The 18633-nt window shown below is 49.8% G+C and carries 11 protein-coding genes; 7 read left to right on the top strand and 4 right to left on the bottom strand.

Features of this window, described 5'->3' with window-relative positions:
• From CEK71_RS01560 to CEK71_RS01550, 3 genes are all read right to left on the bottom strand, one after another.
• Positions 1–1188 (bottom strand): AAA family ATPase, encoded by a 1188-nt coding sequence (locus tag CEK71_RS01560; RefSeq protein WP_232463735.1) that lies wholly within the window; start codon positions 1186–1188, stop codon positions 1–3.
• Positions 1189–1313: 125 nt separating this feature from the next.
• Positions 1314–2336: an ATP-grasp domain-containing protein gene (locus CEK71_RS01555; protein ID WP_088617735.1), complete on the bottom strand. Its 1023-nt coding sequence runs from the start codon at positions 2334–2336 to the stop codon at positions 1314–1316.
• A 6-nt stretch (positions 2337–2342) separates the two neighbouring features.
• Complete coding sequence (locus tag CEK71_RS01550) at positions 2343–2936, bottom strand: TerD family protein (RefSeq protein WP_088617734.1); 594 nt, start codon at positions 2934–2936, stop codon at positions 2343–2345.
• Between the two features lie 768 nt (positions 2937–3704).
• Here CEK71_RS01550 and CEK71_RS01540 point away from each other — a divergent pair.
• From CEK71_RS01540 to CEK71_RS01520, 5 genes are all read left to right on the top strand, one after another.
• On the top strand, positions 3705–4811 hold the full coding sequence (locus CEK71_RS01540; RefSeq protein WP_088617733.1) for an HD-GYP domain-containing protein: 1107 nt from the start codon (positions 3705–3707) through the stop codon (positions 4809–4811).
• A gap of 350 nt (positions 4812–5161) precedes the next feature.
• Positions 5162–7336, top strand: coding sequence for a PAS domain S-box protein (locus tag CEK71_RS01535; protein ID WP_088617732.1), 2175 nt, complete (start codon positions 5162–5164; stop codon positions 7334–7336).
• Positions 7333–9603: a PAS domain S-box protein gene (locus CEK71_RS01530; protein WP_088617731.1), complete on the top strand. Its 2271-nt coding sequence runs from the start codon at positions 7333–7335 to the stop codon at positions 9601–9603. Before CEK71_RS01535 ends, CEK71_RS01530 begins: the two co-directional genes overlap by 4 nt.
• A gap of 98 nt (positions 9604–9701) precedes the next feature.
• Positions 9702–13286, top strand: coding sequence for a PAS domain-containing protein (locus CEK71_RS01525; RefSeq protein ID WP_232463734.1), 3585 nt, complete (start codon positions 9702–9704; stop codon positions 13284–13286).
• Positions 13287–13592: 306 nt separating this feature from the next.
• The gene (locus CEK71_RS01520) at positions 13593–13970 is read left to right on the top strand and encodes a hypothetical protein (protein WP_088617730.1); all 378 of its coding nucleotides are present in this window, start codon (positions 13593–13595) and stop codon (positions 13968–13970) included.
• A gap of 1 nt (position 13971) precedes the next feature.
• Here the strand turns inward: CEK71_RS01520 and nhaR are convergent, their stop codons facing one another.
• Complete coding sequence (gene nhaR, locus CEK71_RS01515) at positions 13972–14910, bottom strand: transcriptional activator NhaR (RefSeq protein ID WP_088617729.1); 939 nt, start codon at positions 14908–14910, stop codon at positions 13972–13974.
• Positions 14911–15100: 190 nt separating this feature from the next.
• On the opposite strand from nhaR, the gene ppc reads away from it, so the two are divergent.
• Both ppc and CEK71_RS01505 read left to right on the top strand, forming a co-directional pair.
• Positions 15101–17905, top strand: a complete 2805-nt coding sequence (gene ppc, locus CEK71_RS01510) for a phosphoenolpyruvate carboxylase (RefSeq protein WP_088621460.1) — start codon at positions 15101–15103, stop codon at positions 17903–17905.
• Positions 17906–18051: 146 nt separating this feature from the next.
• Positions 18052–18519, top strand: coding sequence for a BLUF domain-containing protein (locus CEK71_RS01505; protein WP_157678919.1), 468 nt, complete (start codon positions 18052–18054; stop codon positions 18517–18519).
• The last annotated feature ends 114 nt before the right edge of the window (positions 18520–18633 follow it).

Below are 18633 nucleotides of genomic sequence, written 5' to 3'. Positions count from 1 at the left end.
TTAGCTTGCGTCCAGATAATCGCTATACCACAGCCCTCCTAAAGGCAAGCCCTCGGCTACCATGCTTTTAACCAAAGCGTCATCACTGGCGCGGCGGATAGTGGCAAAACCATCCGCCCCTTTTTCTAAAATCCACACTTCTTCCGGCTCTAACGCATCGACAAAATACGGCTGGTGGGTCGTGATAAACAATTGCGAGCCGCCTTTACGGCCTGTGGCGTGGCTGCGGAATTCGGCGGCTAAGGTTTCCAATAATTTATGGTACAAACCGTTTTCCGGCTCTTCAATACAAATAAACGGCGCGGGGTCGGGGTCTTCTAAGAGCAGCAAATAAGCAAAGACTTTTAACGTGCCGTCGGACATTTGCGGGGCATAGAACGGGTCGGTAAAGCCTTTATCATTAAAGCGCAACAACAAACGCCCGTCAGAGGTCTTTTCGGTGTCGATTGTGTCTATGCCGGGAATTTTTTCGGCAATACGGTTTAAGATGCTTTGGAATTTATCCCGATGCTCCCGCTCCATAAACTGCACCACGTTCGCGAGGTTATCGCCTTTGCTGTTAAGGTGCTGCTGTATGCCTGACAGGGGCAAGGTTCTTGCCGCATCGGGGGTAAAGTAACTGAGATACCAACTTTCTATAAATTGCCGGAAGGCGGCGATTCTGGGGTGTTCTTTTAATGCGCCTAGGGTGGCTATGCCGAGTTTTCTGTTATCTGCCAGAGTCACTTTTTCTGCGTCTAAAGCATTTGCATTAATTAGCCGATCAAAATCACCGCCAGTAAAGTAAATATTAACCGTTTCAGAGAAACCAAAGCCATTAATTTCCTTGCCGTCCCCTTTGCATACGATACCTTTCCCATTTGCCAGCATTAAAAAAGCCGTAGAATTTTCAAATATATCTTCGCTGGGGGTTTGAAAAAGAACCTCTCCTCTTACGACAGGTCTGCCAAAACTTTCAATACCAATAACTATTACATAGTTTAAGACAGGCGTATTTTCATCCTCCCTATAAGCAATTGAAAAACCGATAGAGTCTGTTTGCCCTTGAGAGCGGATTTTTTCAAATCCCCCCCGACCACGCAAATCACAGGCTTCCTCTACGCCAAATTTAAGGGCATCCGCCAAGAAACCAAACACATCAAACAGCGTACTCTTACCGACACCATTTTTACCAATCACAACTGTCATGGGGGTTAACGGCTCACATTTCTTTCCAGTTATGCCGGGCAACTTACCTAGAATTACATTTTTTAAGGACTTAAAATTCAATATCCAAATCCCCTCAATCCTAGCCATAAGCTACCGCCGCCCCATCACACCTTATCCCGCAACACCACAGGCGTGTTAACCTCGGCAATCTTCAAGCCATAATGTATCTCAGGCGGGCTAACCTTCTCGCCCTTAAACGCCTGTAAAGCCAGCTTGGCAAGGTTGGTGCCAGCCAAACAGGCCATACCGAAACCACCCGATGGGCGGGGGTTAATTTCTAGCAACCGCGGGCCGTCTTTGCCGTTTTTAAACTGGATATTAAACAAGCCGTTCAAATAGTAATGGGCAGTCAAACGCTCCACCATGCCGGCAATTTCAGCGTTATTGTCAATTTCCTGACCGTGGCCTAATAACAGCGATTTCCGGCGTTGTACCGCACACAGCAATTTGCCGTGCCGTCCGGCGCAATCGACGCTCCACTCATGGCCGTCCAAATGCTCCATGACCAGCATGGTATCGAACGAGCGGGTATTCATCATGCCTTGCCGCAATTCTTGCAACGGGATTTCGTATTCCACGCCTTTTAGCAAATGGGTGATACTGTCGCGGCGGGTGTCGAGAACCCGAAACCCTAAGCCAAATACCGACACCGAAGGCTTAACGCACAAGCTGTCATGCCGTCTTGACAATTCGGCGACCGCATGGTCGAAAGCGTACAGATTATCGACGGCGATAAACTCCATTGTCTGGGCGACATCGGGGTCTAACGCGGCATAAAAGGCCGCTTTGTTATCCAATAAGCTCAAAGTGTCATAATCCGCCACCGACAGCACTTGAATGCCCAGGGCATGAAACTGCGCCTGATGCAGGCTGATAAAAGCCGCCTCTTTGCCGGGCCAAAACAAATCAATGCGGTGGTGTTGGCAAAACTCCAAGCACCAATCCAGATAGTCTTGTCCGACCAGAGCGCTAGGCTCCAGATAGCTCTCGTCAGCCGCTAAAAAAGCTGACGCGGTGGTGTGGGTGTGGGTGCAGATAATCGTTACTGCACTTGGCCTATAGGCCAAGTGCAGATTATTAAAAACCGCACTAATCGTAGAGAATGTTTTATTAAACCAAATGCGCATCGGCGTTTAAAGATGGACGACAATTTGTGGCAGCAAGTTTTCAATGGTACGTCCGGTGCCATTTTCGCCGATAGCGTGCATTTTCCATTCGCCATTGTGGCGATAGAGTTTTGCCATGATTTGCGCGGTATGCGAACCTTGGGAGCTCAGCGTATAACGGGCGATTTCAGTTTTGCTGGCACTATCGACTATACGGCAATAGGCATTTTCGACCGCATTAAACGTTTGTCCAGTAAAGGAATTAACCGTAAAAACCAAAGATTTGACATGGGCAGGTACTTTATCCAGCTCAACGATAATTTGCTCGTCGTCGCCGTCACCCGCACCGGTCCGGTTGTCGCCGGTATGGACGATACTACCGTCTTTGCTTTTCAGATGACCGAAATACACCGTATCCACGGCTTTGTTATTGTCATCAAACATGACGCACGAGGCATCCAAGTCAATAGACTCGCTGTTGCCGCCGCCAAACAGGCCTTTCAACATCCCACCGCCGGATTTTTTCGCATCCCAACCCAGGCCCATAACCACTTTGCTTAAGGCCCCGCCGGATTCTTTGGACAAAGAGATTTTTTGTCCTTTTTGTAAACTGATAGCCATTTTATTTGCTCAATAGTGAATAATTATTGTAAGGAACGTGCATGAAATTAAGTGGGCATTCCATTGCACCTCAGCGTGTTAAACCCCACCCCAGCCCTCACTGCCATTAAGTTAAGGAAATTCTGTTCAGAAACAATGTTTTTTCTTCCTTTTATGGAAGTTCAGCAACCCCCTTGCCGATGTCTTTTGTCTGGGCGGGTTACGGTGCTTTCGTTCCAAGCAAGGCGTCGGCTAAAGCGCGGGGCAAAACGGGCGGAAGACCTAAAACTGACCCGGAAAAATTGGAAAATGCCAGAATCTTATACGAAAACTCAGACAAAACCGCTGCCGAGGTTTGTGAGATTGCGGGGGTGGGTAGACGGAAGTTTTTTTCCCACATCGCTGAAAAACGAAGCGCTTCTCGTAAAAATTAATATCGTCGACGGGATGGAAAGATAGCCGGTTGCAATTGAATTTTGCATGGCCTCTGCAATGCGGCTTAGGATAGCTGCTATGTCCTATTTTTACACGTATGTCGGCTGTACCCCAATGATGATAGCCTAAATCTATTATAATTTTCTACCCTATCCGATAGGTTGGACGCTGGCAAGCTTCCATGCTAAATTGTGCAGATAAACTTTGCTAAAGCCTATTCCGGCCTGAAAACGATAAAATGGATTCATCTGCATATTGCTTGCACTTCGCGGCAGAATGCCTTTAAAACTATCGGTTTTCAGCCAGAAGGGGTTGACAAAGAATCATAAGCCCTCATTGTAGGAACGCGTCACAATGGCAGCAGTAGAACAAACGATATTGATTGTGGACGATGCCCCTGAGAACCTCACGGTTCTCAGCGAGCTGTTGCAACCTATCTATCGTGTACGGGTTGCCAAATCAGGCGAAAAAGCCCTGCATATCGCAGGTACTGAGCCATATCCCAACTTAATCCTGCTGGATGTCATGATGCCCGGCATGGATGGCTATCAGGTCTTTGCCAAACTGCGTGCCAATCCTGACACAGCGGATATTCCGGTTATCTTTGTCACCGCCATGGACAGTTCTGAGGCCGAACTGTATGGCTTAGACATGGGAGCCGTCGATTACCTGAGCAAACCCATTAAACCGCCGATACTGCTGGCCCGTGTCCGTATCCAATTGGAACTGAAACAGGCCCGTGATTGGCTACGCGACCAAAACACCTATCTGGAAGCGGAGATTGCCAAGCGTATGGCAGAAAATGAACTTATCCAAGAAGTAAGCATCCGCGCCTTAGCGCATCTGGCGGAAATCCGTGACCCCGAAACGGGCAACCACATCCTACGCACCCAAGGCTACGTTCACCAACTAGGACTTCTGTTACGCGCCCATCCTCGCTTCACTACCACTTTAAGCGAGAGGTATATCAAGCTGCTGGCACGTTCTGCGCCATTACACGATATAGGCAAAGTCGGCATTCCCGATGCCATTTTGCGCAAACCGGGCGCATTCAGCCCCGAAGAATGGGAGATCATGAAAACCCATGCCAAAATGGGCAGCGATGCTATCGAAAAGGCGGAACAGGATACCGAGCAAACCGTGGAGTTTCTTCGTTTGGCAAAAGAAATTGCCCATCACCATCACGAAAAATGGAACGGCAGCGGCTATCCCGATGGCCTGAGCGGCGATGCTATTCCGCTGTCTGCGCGTATCATGGCCTTAGCCGATGTTTTCGATGCTCTGATTTCCCGGCGGGTTTATAAAGAGCCGATGCCTTACGACAAAGTTAGGGCCATTATTACCGACGGACGCGGGCAACATTTTGACCCCGATATAGTGGATACTTTCTTAACGCATTTCGAAATTTTTTGCGGCATTGCCGAGCGTTATAAAGACCCGCCCGCAGAGGCGACAGAGTAGGGCAAGCCTAAGGGTAAAATAGTAAAAATGGATAAACCCCATATAACCTATTAATTTATATTTTTAATTATCTTTCCGGCCACCTGCCGACGTTAACCCACCCCTGCATTTACTTGTAAAGTCATTGGCAAAGCCGTTAACTCGTACATGCCAATTGGACAGCCTGCATTCTACAATGCTATTGATCATTTAAATTAAAAACATACACTACTATCGCAATGGTCACGCTTTCATCAAAACCTACCGCTCCAGTGAGATAGTTTTATAAAAAGCACGGACACCAGATATTCACTTAAAGACAAGAAGAAAGCCTGGAACACTATAGATAATCCAGCAGTAAAAGGCGCATTATGACGTTACTCGGCAAAGAGTTATTGCCCATTCTGACCCCAGATATGAACACCCAACCCACGCTCTGGCTACGCGTTGCGCAGTATGGCATGGCGGTGGCACTCACTCTTGCCACCTGCTTCCTGCGTGAGCATATCGCCGTCTCCTTCGGCCAACGGCCTTTGTTGATCTTATTTATGCTGCCCATCATTATCAGTGCCTTACTGGGCGGCTTAGGATCAGGCTTGCTGGCCACGCTGACGGCAGGCCTCTGTACCGCTTTGCTGATCCCACCTGCCGACAGCTTGGCCATAGCAGCCAGCTACGATATTTTGCAATGGGGAATGCTCCTGATCAACGGAATATTGGTCAGTTTGCTTAGCGGCTCCCTGCACCATATAAGACGGCAGGAATTGAGAAAATGGCAACAATTGGACGCTGTCCGGCAGGAATTGCAACAAAGCCAAGCTTTTTTAATATCGGCTTTTGAAGAGGCTGGCGTAGGCATGGCCTTAGTGGCCTTGGACGGGCATTGGTTAAAAGTTAACCCTAAACTTTGCGACATCCTAGGCTATAGCGCCGAAGAACTGTTGGGGCAGACTTTTCAAGACATTACCCATCCTGATGATTTGGCAAGCGATCAGCAGAACATGGCACAGCTCTTGGCCGGGGATATCCAAACCTATACCATCGAAAAGCGTTATATCCGTCCAAGCCAACGCTTACTATGGGTTAACCTCACCGTTGTGCTGGCCCGACACCCTAACGGTTTGGGCAATTATTTTGTCTGCGTTATCGAAGATATACAAGCCCGCAAACAAGCCGAATTGGCCTTATTTGCCAGCGAACACAATTATCGCTCCTTGTTCGATAATATGCTGAACGGTTACGCCTATTGCCGTATGGTGTACGACAATGGCCACCCCTGCGATTTTATGTATCTCAATGTCAACAAAGCCTTTACACACCTGACCGGACTCAGCAATGTCTTAGGGCGAAAAGTCAGCGAAGTCATTCCTACACTACATAAAACCTCTCCTGAACTGCTGACCGCGTTTAATCGGGTGGCTTTAGGCGCTCCCCCTGAATGCTTTGAGAGCTATGTCGAGACTTTGAAAATATGGTTTTCGCTTTCAGTTTACAGCCCGCAAAGGGAACACTTTGTGGTGATATTTGATGTCATTACCGAACGTAAACAAGCCGAATTGGCGCTACGCCAAAACGAGGCTTTCAAACGCGCCATTTTAGATTCTGTCAACGCGCAAATTGCCGTGCTTGACCTGCAAGGTATTATTGTCGCCGCCAATAGACCTTGGTTACAATTTGCCGAAACCAGTCGCCTGTTACCTGAAAAACCCATTAAATACGGCCAAATTGGCGACGACTATTTAGCGGCATGCCATCAAGGCACGGCTTATTATCAAGAATGCACCCCTAAAATACTGGGTGGCATCCAAGCGGTGCTAGATGGCCATATAAACTATTGCCATTTCGAATGCCCGTTCGGCTCAAACCCAGAGCAGCATTGGTTCTCGGTGACGGTGACACCGCTAGGCGACGCTAGGCAGGGCGTGGTCATTACCCATACCGACATCTCCGAACGAAAACAGGCCGAAGCAGCCTTAAATCAACTAACCGACGATTTATCGTCTACCCTGCAAGCTATTCCTGATTTGCTTTTCGAAATTGATGAAACAGGACGCTATATAAAAGTCAAAGCCACCCAAGAAAAGCTCTTAATAGCCCCCCCCTCGCATTTGCTGGGGCGAACGGTTAACGATGTCCTGCCTCCCGAAGCGGCACAAACTGTCCTACAAGCTTTAGCGTCGGCAGCCCAAACAGGTTTTGATTACGGACGTACCATTACCTTGCCCCTAATGGATGCCGAGCATTGCTTCGAACTGTCGGTAGCCCGCAAATCGGGACACGGCGGACAGCCGCAACAGTTTGTGGTCTTATCGCGCGATATTACTGAACGTAAGGCCGCCGAGGCTTCCTTACAACAAAAAACCCAAGAATTGTTGGAACGCAATACCGAACTGCAACGCTTTAATGATGCGATGGTGGGGCGCGAGCTGGATATGATCGCCTTAAAGCAACAGGTGAACGCCTTTGCCAGCCAACTCGGCCAAGACCCACCCTATCCGCTGGCCTTTTTGGCTCTGCCAGAATTCCAAGAGCCTTACCGCAAATGAAGCCCCCCCTATTATTATGGGCTATCCTGTTACCTTTTTTGACCTTGGCGGTACAATGGCTGCTATGGCCTTGGCTAAATCCCTATGTGTGGCTACTGTTCATACCAACGGTGTGCCTCAGTGCCAGGCTCGGCGGCTTTTGGGGCGGCTTGCTAAGTACCGCAATCAGTGCCGCCTTGGGCTGGTATGGCTTTATTTACCCACAAAATTTCAGCCCTCCCCTCAATTCGGCAACCGTCTCCACGGTTTTGTTTTTGCTCATCGGTTACATGGTTAGCTACACCCATGAACGCTTGCGGCGTAGCCAACAACAATTGGCGGCCTCTTTACAACAAATACGCCATGACAGCGAAATGCAATTGCAACGCTATGCCCAGATTGTCGCCACGTCCGGCGATATGTTGGCCTTTGTCGATACCGATTTGCGCTATTATGTGGTTAATCCGGCTTATGCGCGGCTGTTTGGCTCCAGCCCGGAGGCATTACAGCAACGGCGGCTCGCCGAGGTTGTCGGTACGGAGATTTACACCTTCATCAAGCCTTATCTGGAACGTGCCTTAGCGGGCGAACCCCAACGTTTTGTTACCGAGCCAATCTGCCCTGATGGCCAACGTCGGATGTTTGATGTCGAATACCAACCATTCCGCCAAAATGGGCTAATCTGCGGTATTGTGTGCAGTCTGAGGGACATCACCATCCTGAAGGCTTCGGAAGCTAAACTTAAAGCCAGTGAGGTCACTTTACGCGAAGCCCAACATTTAAGCAAAATCGGTAATTGGCAGTGGGATCTAACCACCAACAGCCACTATTGGTCAGAGGAAGTTTCGCGCATTTATGGGCTTGACCCGCTGTTGCCCGCTGTGGCTTATCCGCAAATCCGCCGTTTTTTTACCCCGGAAAGCTGGGGCCGCTTAGCGGTTTGCATAGAAAAGTGCTTGGTCAGCGGCATCCCTTACGAATGTGATGCCCAAGTGCTGCGCCCTGACGGCAACCCGTGTTGGGTTATTGCCAGAGGCGTGGCAATACGCGCGGCTGATGGCAGCATCAGCAAACTGCACGGCACGATACAAGACATTACCCAACGCAAACAAGCCGAAGAATGGCTGCGGGAAAGTGAAGAAAAATTCCGTAACGCCTTTGCCAATGCCGCCATTGGTTTTTCAATGACCACGATTGAAGGCGGCTTTATGGATGCCAACCCTGCCTACTGCACTATTACAGGCTATACTTTAGACGAACTGCGGACACTGAAATTTAGCGAAATTATCCATCCCGATGACGTAAAAGCGAATATGGCGTTGCTTGAGCGGATGTTAGCTGGCCAAATCAGCGATTTTGTTGTCGAAAACCGCTATCGCCGTAAAGATGGCGAAGCCATCTGGGTGCGTAAAAGCATTGCCTTAGTGCGTAAAGCGAACGGCGACTCACAATGGTATATCGCCTTAGTAGAAAACATCAGCAACCGTAAACAGGCCGAAGCACAACTACAACAACTGAATGCCGATTTGGAACGGCGGGTACTGGAGCGGACGGCGGCATTGACCACCGCTAACCGTGAACTCGATAGCTTTGTCTATGCGGTCTCCCATGATTTGCGGGCTCCCCTGCGTGCGATGAGTGGCTTTAGCGAGGCATTGCTGGATGATTATGCACGGCAACTCCCTGACACCGCTAAGGATTATCTGCAACACATCCGCTTGGCAAGCCAAAAAATGTCCGGCCTGATTGACGGCTTACTGAATTTATCGCGCTGCATACGCCGGGAACTACACCAAGACACGGTCTATATCAGCGCGGTCGCTGAGCAGGTATTGGCGGAACTACAGCATAATGATCCCGAACGGCAGGTCTCCATAAGCATAGAAGCGGGGTTACAGGTACGCGCGGATGCGCGGATGCTTGAAGCCGTGATGCGTAACCTTTTAGGCAATGCCTGGAAATATACCGCCTACACAGCGGCTGCCAACATCCGCGTCTATAGCCAAAACCAAGATGGCAGGATCTATGTTTGTGTCGCCGATAATGGCGCAGGTTTTGATATGGCCAATGCCCAGCACTTGTTCCAACCTTTTCAACGCCTGCATAGCGAAGAGGAATTTGCCGGTCTCGGCATTGGTTTGGCGACAGTACAACGCATTATCGATCGGCACGGCGGGGTAATTGATGGCCAAGGCGAGCCCGGCAAAGGGGCGGTGTTCCGGTTTAGCTTAAATGTTGGCTCTGACAATAGGCCGCCGCCCTTAAATGGAACAGAAAATAATGGCTAAGCCGATGCGGTTGCGGACGGGGGGTAATCGCCCAAAGGCAATGCCTGACAATGTAGCTGGACAGGCCGAACTCAATAGACCTTATTTGACGTATTACCATGAAAACTGTCTTATCAGAACATCAAACCGCCTTAGGTGAAGCGATGCCCACACCTTTAAAATTGCTGATTATTGAAGATAATCTGGCCGATTTTACCTTATTACAACGGTATTTAAACCAGCAAGGCCTGAAAATGGAGTGCCGACGGGTCAGTAACAATAACGAATTGGAAAACGCTTTGCAAAGTGTATGGGATCTGGTGTTGTCAGACTATAAAATCCCCGGTATGGACTTTGCAGCCACCCTGCAACGCTTGCTCTCGCTGACTTACGAACTACCCGTCATTTTAGTGTCAGGCAGTATCGGTGAAGAAAAAGCCGTTGAATTGCTACACCAAGGCATCAGGGACTTTATCCTTAAAGACAACCTGACCCGCTTACTGCCCGCCATCCGCCGCGCCTTACATGATTGCCAAGAACGCCGCGCCCGCCAAGCCGCCGAAGCACAATTGCTGCAAAGCCAGCAAAGCCATAGTGAAGCCCAACAGCGGGCCAGATTAGCGGCACTTAACTTGATGGAGGATGCCCTTGCCGCGCGTACCCGCGCCGAAGCGGCTAACACCGCCTTACGCGAAAGCGAGCAACGTTTGCTGATGGCACAAGATGGCGCGCACGTTGGGATTTGGGAATGGGATTTGCCGACCAACCGCTATTATTGGTCGGCCGAATGCGAACGCCTGTACGGTGTGGAACCCGGCACGTTACGGACTAACCAAGAATGGATGGTGCGGGTGCATCCTGACGACTTACCGCTAATCCATGCCCAATGGCAAGACCATGTCGAACGCGGCGAGGACTTTGAAGTGGAATACCGTTTCATCAAACCTTCTGGGGAGCTTTGCTGGCTGGTCAGTAAAGGCCGCGCCCAATATGATGCCAACGGCAAGCCTATCCGCCTATCAGGCATTAATTTGGACATTACCCCGCGTAAAGCGGCTGAAGAGCAGTTGCGTAAACTGGCACAAGCCGTAGAACAAAGCCCTGAGAGCATCGTTATTGTTAATTTAGATAACAAAATCGACTATATTAACAAAGCCCTCAGCAAAAATTCCGGTTATAGCCATGAAGAATTGCTGGGACAAGATCCACGCCTTTTGGGATCCGAACAAACCTCGCTTGGCAACACCCCGGACATTTGGCAAACCTTGAACGCCGGGGAAACTTGGCAAGGGGAATTTCATAACCGCCGCAAAGACGGTAGTGACTATATCGAATTTGCCAGAATCTCGCCCATCCGCCAACCGGACGGGCGCATCAGCCATTATGTAGCCGTCAAAGAAGACATTACCGAGAAAAAGCAACTGGCCGCCGAATTAGGCCGCCACCGTTACCATTTGGAAGAGCTGGTGGCGACCCGCACTGCCGAACTGGACAATGTTATACAACGGCTCCAACTCAGTGAAGAACGCTTTGCCTTAGCCTTAGATGCCAGCAACGACGGGATCTGGGATTGGAATATCCTGACGGGCAGCTGTTATTGTAGCCCCGCTTATTTTCACATGCTCGGTTATCAGCCGGACGAACTGGAATACAATGCCACCAGCCTGTGGGTTAACCTGCTGCATCCTGATGATAAGGAGCGTGCGGTCAGCCAAGTCCAAGCCTTACTGGTCACTAAGGGGGCTTACGAAATCGAATTTCGGATGCGGACTAAAGATGCCGGTTACAAATGGATACTCAGTCGGGGCAAATTGGTTATGCGCTATGCTAACGGCGAACCGGCGCGGGCGGTTGGCACCCATACTGACTTGACCCTACGCAAAGAGTTGGAAATAAAACTGCGTCAGGCGAAAGAACAGGCGGAAATATCCAATCAGGCTAAAAGCACCTTTTTAGCCAATATGAGCCATGAAATCCGCACCCCCATGAATGCCATCATTGGCCTGACCTATCTGTTACGGCAAAATAACCCGACCAGCGAACAAAGCAAACGGCTGGATAAAATTGATATTGCCGCTCAGCATTTATTGTCGATTATCAATGATGTGTTGGATTTGTCAAAAATTGAAGCCGGACGCTTAGAATTGGAACACACCAATTTCTCCTTAATTGCCGTGCTGAACCACGTCCATTCCCTAATGGCCGAGCAAGCCCAAGCCAAAGGCTTAAGCATCAGCATTGATATTGGTGATGTGCCGCCGTGGCTGCGCGGCGACCCGACCCGCTTAGGTCAAGCTTTGCTCAATTACACCAGTAATGCCGTTAAATTTACCGAACAGGGCGGTATCCAATTACGCGCCCGTTTATTGGCCGAAACCGAGCAGGGCTTACAGGTACGTTTTGAGGTTAAAGATTCCGGCATCGGCATTTCCAAAACACAATTGGCGCAATTATTTGAAGCCTTCACCCAAGGCGACGTGTCAACTACCCGCAAGCATGGTGGCACAGGTTTAGGATTAACCATTACCCGCCATCTCGCCCAAATGATGGGCGGTGAGGCCGGAGCTAGCAGTGTCCCGGGTGAAGGCAGCATTTTTTGGCTAAGCGTTTGTCTGCAACGCGGTTATGGCGTTACACCAGCTACCCCCAAACCTTTACCGGCACAGGCGGGTAGCCTGATACGGCAGCATTATAGCGGAGCACGGGTCTTGCTGGTCGAAGATAATCCGGTTAACCGTGAAGTGGCGTTAGAATTGTTACATGGTGTTGGTCTGGCTGTGGATATGGCTGAAAATGGTAAAATAGCCGTAGCGAAAGTTCGTAGTCAAGATTACGATATTATATTGATGGATATACAAATGCCGGAAATGGATGGCATGGCGGCTACCGCCGCCATCCGCGCCCTGCCAGATGGTGCCAAGTTGCCGATCCTAGCGATGACCGCCAATGCGTTTGACGAAGACCGCCTTGATTGCCTAGCGGTCGGCATGAATGATTTTGTCGCCAAACCTGTGGTGCCTAGTGTGCTGTATGAAGCCTTATTACGTTGGCTACCCAATACCCAGCACAGTAAACCCACAAGACTACCCTTACCTGAAATCTCGTCGCCCCACAACCTACCCCAATTGCTGATAGCTATACCCGGCTTAATGCCAACCCCTAGTCTGGCCGTGTTTAAAGAAGACCCTGATAAATATTTACGGGTTTTGCAGCTTTTCGCCGATTTTCATGCTACTGATCTACAGCAGGTGCAAGAATTCCTTGCCAACGGCAATATCCAGAGTGCCCAAAGCGTAAGCCACGCCCTAAAAGGCGCGGCGGCCACGTTGGGGGCTTATCGGGTTGCCGATTTGGCGGAACGCTTGGATAGAGCTTTGCGTGAGCCTTCGCCAATCACCGAATGCACCGATTTGGCACAGCAATGCGGGCAAGAATTGGCGCAACTGATCGCCCATCTCCAAGTCCTACCGCAGACAATAGCCACCCCCGTCCCGTCAGACTCCGCCAATCCCGAACGTCTGCAAGGTATTGTCAACGAATTGGCGGCACTGCTCGCCGAAGACAATGCCGAAGCCACCCGCTTGGCACACGCCTCAGCCGATTTGCTCCGCGCTAAGTTAGGTGTACGTTATACGGAATTCAGCCGCCAGATTGAATTGTTTGACTACGAACGGGCATTGGAGATACTGCGTGAAAGTTGCTGATGGAAGAGGCGGGGGGTAAATTTTAACAAATTGTTTATAAATGATTAATTTTTATAAGGGGGAGTTGAGTAGTTACAAAATTTAGTAAATTTAAAAATAGGCTTTTCATCATTTTCATCATATTATATGCTTCCGAAGCGGGTCATAAACGTATCAATAAGAACAGGCTTTAGTTGGTGGCAAGTCTATGTCGCTTAACTGGCTTCGCCCTCTATATAGATGTAGGGCAACCATAAAAATACAAAGTCCCCTATTTTTTACTAAAAAATCCCATAACCACGACAAAACCACTAAAACTATTGCAATATGCCTTGGAATACCCACATCGATGCCGACATTCCCCTTATTGAAATAAGCTACTTGGGTCTAGTAAACCGTTCAGAATTAGTCGCCGCGTTTACCCAGTCATTGGCACTGGCTATTGAACATAACCTCAACTTGGTGCTGGCCGATTGCACGGAACTGACAATTGGCGGCCATTCGGTCGCTGACTTGTATTTTCTCGCCGACGAATTGGCCCAATGCAGCCTAATGACAACACTAAAAGAGGCTATTCTGCTGCCAGCACAAATCGCCTCAACCGATACCATCCAATTTTGGGCAACCACTTGTTACAACCGGGGTATCAACGTACAAGTCTTTGACTGCCGCGACAGTGCCATGGCTTGGCTGTTAGCTTCATGAACTAACCACCGCTACCGACATCATCTACACTTATCGCCAATATTTCAAACACCCTCTGTTGGGCATTTGCCAAAATGGCGGCGACGGATGGGTGTTGGAGTTTGCGTTGGGCGGTGATTGCGTAGAAACGTTCATAAACCCCTTCAGCAGGGCCGATCATCTGCACCCCGTATTGGCTTTCGATTTCCTTAGCCACCGCCAAAGGCGAAAAAAACACCCCAACCCCTGCTGCACCAAAGGTTTTCAGCAAGGCGCTATTCTCTACTTCCGCCTGGATGGACGGGCTTAATTCTTGGCTATCAAACCATTGGTTTAAAGACCGCCGTAAAGCGGTATTGGCCGTCGGCAACAAAAACGGCGCGCCATTAAGGCAGCGCGGAAAATTCTGCCGATACTGTGCCGCCAAGGCTGGAGTGGCAAAAATCCCTACGCCGCATTCACCAAGAAAATGGTTAAACACCCGTGCCCCACTGGCAGGGGTGGCTGGCCTGTCAGCCAAGACCATATCAATGCTATGCAGGGCGATTTCGGCCAGTAGACGGTCAGTTTTATCCTCATAACAATGGATTTGCACCGTTTCCGGCTGCCGCAATAATGGTTCGAGCAAACGGTAGGCTATCAGCTTAGGCAACGCATCGGTAATGCCCAAATTAAAACGCAAGCCGCGCCCAGTGTCACGGCCTTTAAGGGTTTGCGTCAGTTCACGCCCTAACGTAAAAATCTCCTCGGCATAATTAAAAATAGTCCGCCCCGTATCGGTTAAGACCAGCTTACGCCCTTCTTTACGCAATATTTGCGTGCCTACCGATTGTTCAAAAACCGCCAACTGCCCACTGATTGTCGGCTGCGCCAGATGTAAGGCTTCGCACGCTTTGCTGATAGTGCCCAATTTAGCGACATGCCAAAAATAATATAAATGCTGATAATTAATGCGTTCCATGATGCCTTTAGTATCGTAAAAACCTATAGTAAAAATTGTTTTATTCTATTTTACTATTTTTTTGGTATGGCTTATTGTATTACTTAACCGAGTTAGCCTAATAAGACCGCAAAAATGGCTTATGCTGGCGGTTTGTAATATGCCCTTTCCTTAAATGCCGACTTTTTTTAACCTTATTGAGGTATTTTCTATGTCCACGCCCCCTAACTACGATGATAAAGCCTTGCAGGCGAGCATCAAATCTTTAAAAGCGGTGCTGACCAAGGTACTTAAAAGCCAAGCAAACCCACAAATTATGGTGACTGTGGAACAATTGCAGCGGCAATTTTCTGCCTTACAACGGGATGGCAGCCCTGCCAAACGTCAGCAATTGCAAGCGATATTGCAGGACTTACCAGCCGATACCCTCACTGAGGTGATCCGTGCTTTCAGCTTGTATTTCAGCTTACTTAACATTGCCGAAGAAGCGACCAATTTGCGCCAACGCCGCCGCGAAATCGAAAGCAACAAACTGTTTTGGCCCGGCTCTTTCCACGACACCTTACAAAACTGGCAACAAGCCGGGGTGACGGCCAGCGATGTGCAGACTATTCTCAACGACCTGCAATATCTGCCGGTTATGACCGCCCATCCTACTGAAGCCAAACGGCGTAGCGTCCGCAGTACCTTGCGGAAAGTCTTTCTTAGTCATGAATTGCTTGAAGAGCAGCGGCTTAAGGGCTATTTCCGTGAACAGGCTTTAGAACGTTTGCACAGCCAAATCCAATTATTATGGAAAACCGACGAAGTGCGTACCCGTAGCATGGGCGTAATCGACGAGATTGAGGCCGGGCTGTTTTATTTCCCGCTGTCCTTGTTTGAAGCCACTGCACGGATGTACCGCAACTTCCAACGCGCCCTACACGATGTGTACGGAGCCGAAGCGGTGCGTGATATACAAATCCCTAACTTTTTGAGCTTTGGCTCTTGGATAGGCGGCGACCGGGACGGCAACCCCAACGTCAAGCCGGAAACCACCGCCCTGGCCTTGCGTCTGCAAGCACGGACAATTATCCAAGAATATATCCGCCGCCTCGACCTGCTGCGTGACCAATTGGCTTTTTCTTATGGCTTATGCGAACCTAGCCCGGCGTTTTTTGCCAGCTTAGACAGTGACCGCCAATTGCTAGGCAGCGTGTCGGTAAGATTGGAGCGTAATTATCCGCAAGAACCTTACCGGCAAAAACTGGCTTTAATGAAATATCGCCTCGAACAACGTTTAGCGCAAATTGAGCAACGCATCGATGGTTACAGCGGCCAACTCGGCAATACCGCTTATCTGGGAGCCAGCCAATTTCAGGCCGACTTACAAATCATCCAACAGTCGTTGGTAAACCATGGCGATGGGGCCATTGCCGATTTGGAATTGCAAGACTTAATCCGTCTGGTCGGTACGTTCGGTTTCCATCTGATGCAATTGGACGTGCGCCAAGAATCGACCCGCCACAGTGCGGCGGTGGCGGAAATCCTCAAGGCGGCTTTAGGCTTGGACTATGAGGCTATGGACGAAAACCAACGCCTGGCGGTGCTGGCGGAAGCTATCGGTATACCCGGCGGTTTGGTCTACGACGCGACGCATTTATCCGCCGCCACTACCGAAACCTTAGCCTTGTTCGGAGTCATGGCGGACATGCGCCGCGAAATCGGCAACGACTGTTTCAGCAAATATGTCATTTCCATGACCCATGCCGCCAGCCATATTATGGAAGTGCTGTTGTTAGCGGCGCAAGGCGGCTTAAGCGGGCGTATCAGCGGACGATGGTTTTGCCATATCGGCGTTAGCCCCTTGTTTGAGACTATCAACGATTTGAGCCACATCGACAGCGTGTTGCGCACCTTGTTTGCCCAACCTGTCTACCGCGCCTTATTGCAAGCGTCGGGACAGCGCCAAGAAATCATGCTCGGCTATTCCGACTCCTGCAAAGACGGCGGTATTTTAGCTTCGGCATGGGGCCTATACCGTGCCCAACAACAGGTAATGGCAATCGCCGATGCCGAAGGCATACCGTGCCGGCTGTTCCATGGCCGGGGCGGTACAGTCGGACGTGGCGGCGGCCCTACCCATCAAGCGATTTTGGCGCAGCCGCCCGCTACCGTACGCGGCCAAATCAAGTTTACCGAGCAGGGGGAAGTGCTGTTTTACCGCTATAACAATATGGAAACCGCCATGTACGAACTCACTATGGGCATAACCGGTTTGCTGAAAGCCAGTTTAAGCCTAGTGCGTCCGGTGCCGGAAGACCGACCCGAAGATTTGGCCCTGATGACGGAATTGGCGGACATTGGCGAACGCCGTTACCGGTTGCTGACCGAACAAACGCCGGGCTTTTTGGACTATTTTTACGAGGCCACCCCAGTATCGGAATTAGGCTTGCTGAATATTGGCTCACGGCCTTCGCACCGCAAAAAACAAGACCGTTCAAAAAACTCAGTCCGCGCCATCGCTTGGGTGTTCTCTTGGGCGCAGTCACGGCAGACCTTTCCGGCGTGGTACGGCATAGGCTCCAGTCTGGAAAGCTGGTGTGCAGGCAAACCCGAACGCCTGCAAGCCTTACGCGAGTTATACCAGCACTGGCCATTTTTCCGTAATTTGCTCAGTAACGCGCAAATGGCCTTAAGCAAATCGGACATGAATATTTCTAAGGAATATGCGGCCTTATGCGTCGATGAACAAGTGGGCAAATGGATACACGGCATGATTGAAAGCGAATACCACCGCTGTGTGGAGTGGATACTGGAAATCGCCAATACGGATCGGCTGTTAGCGGATAACCCGGAATTGGCGGTATCTTTATATCACCGTAACAATTATCTGGGGCCGCTGAACTATATCCAAGCCAGTTTGCTGAAAGCGGTGCGTAGCGAAACACTAGCGGAAGGTGAGGAAAATCCGTGGCTAAAACCGTTATTGCGGACGATTAACGCCATCGCGGCGGGGATGCGTAACACAGGTTAAGGGCATAGGGAACATCGTTTGTGACGGGCTTGGCCTCCGCCTTAATAACTGATTTGGGGAAAAGCAGTTTTTTCCTTATGGTGTTTTTATGCGCTGGCCCTGCTCCGTCAACACGGATGAATTTAACTTTTTACAATGGGATATTTATGGAATTAGCCAACCTTGTTTATATAAGCAGCACCAAAAATGACATGTCAGAAGATGATTTGCTGGACATTTTGCACGAGGCGAGAACCTTTAACAGTGCTTGTGGCATCACCGGGTTGCTGTTGTATCGGGATTATTTCTTTATTCAAGTTTTGGAAGGGGATTATCAGGCTATTGAAGCGCTGTTCGAACGCATCAGCAAAGACAGTAGGCATTCCCATATTCTTAAACTCTACACCGCCCCGATTAGCGAGCGCAGATTTAGCCAGTGGGCCATGGGCTTTGCATCGCCGAATGAGATGAGACTACAAGACATTGAAGGTTTTGCGGCGTTTTTTGCTCACCAACCGACACCTACCTCTGCGGAGGTCGCAAAAGAAGTCGAGGATTATGTGGAATTTGTTTTAGAACAGTTTCGGCAACCGATAAGCATTGAATATTCTCTGAACGATCAAGTTTTCGGTTAATCCGTTCGTGGTGAGCCCGTCCCACAGGGACTTCCGCTGGTCGTCGAACCATGGGCGGATTAACCGTCCAGCCTTCGAATCTCAGGCCGAACGGTTAATCCTAAAACCGAAAAC

Origin of the sequence: Methylovulum psychrotolerans, from assembly GCF_002209385.1 — a bacterium.
In the GTDB taxonomy this organism is placed as follows: Bacteria; Pseudomonadota; Gammaproteobacteria; order Methylococcales; family Methylomonadaceae; genus Methylovulum; species Methylovulum psychrotolerans.
This window is presented reverse-complemented; position numbering and strand designations above follow the sequence as displayed.

Coding starts and splice junctions, on each gene's coding strand:
- CEK71_RS01560 (WP_232463735.1), bottom strand. CDS start 1,188: ATGACAGTTGTGATTGGTAAAAATGGTGTCGGTAAGAGTACGCTGTTT.
- CEK71_RS01555 (WP_088617735.1), bottom strand. CDS start 2,336: ATGCGCATTTGGTTTAATAAAACATTCTCTACGATTAGTGCGGTTTTT.
- CEK71_RS01550 (WP_088617734.1), bottom strand. CDS start 2,936: ATGGCTATCAGTTTACAAAAAGGACAAAAAATCTCTTTGTCCAAAGAA.
- CEK71_RS01540 (WP_088617733.1), top strand. CDS start 3,705: ATGGCAGCAGTAGAACAAACGATATTGATTGTGGACGATGCCCCTGAG.
- CEK71_RS01535 (WP_088617732.1), top strand. CDS start 5,162: ATGACGTTACTCGGCAAAGAGTTATTGCCCATTCTGACCCCAGATATG.
- CEK71_RS01530 (WP_088617731.1), top strand. CDS start 7,333: ATGAAGCCCCCCCTATTATTATGGGCTATCCTGTTACCTTTTTTGACC.
- CEK71_RS01525 (WP_232463734.1), top strand. CDS start 9,702: ATGAAAACTGTCTTATCAGAACATCAAACCGCCTTAGGTGAAGCGATG.
- CEK71_RS01520 (WP_088617730.1), top strand. CDS start 13,593: ATGCCTTGGAATACCCACATCGATGCCGACATTCCCCTTATTGAAATA.
- nhaR (WP_088617729.1), bottom strand. CDS start 14,910: ATGGAACGCATTAATTATCAGCATTTATATTATTTTTGGCATGTCGCT.
- ppc (WP_088621460.1), top strand. CDS start 15,101: ATGTCCACGCCCCCTAACTACGATGATAAAGCCTTGCAGGCGAGCATC.
- CEK71_RS01505 (WP_157678919.1), top strand. CDS start 18,052: ATGGAATTAGCCAACCTTGTTTATATAAGCAGCACCAAAAATGACATG.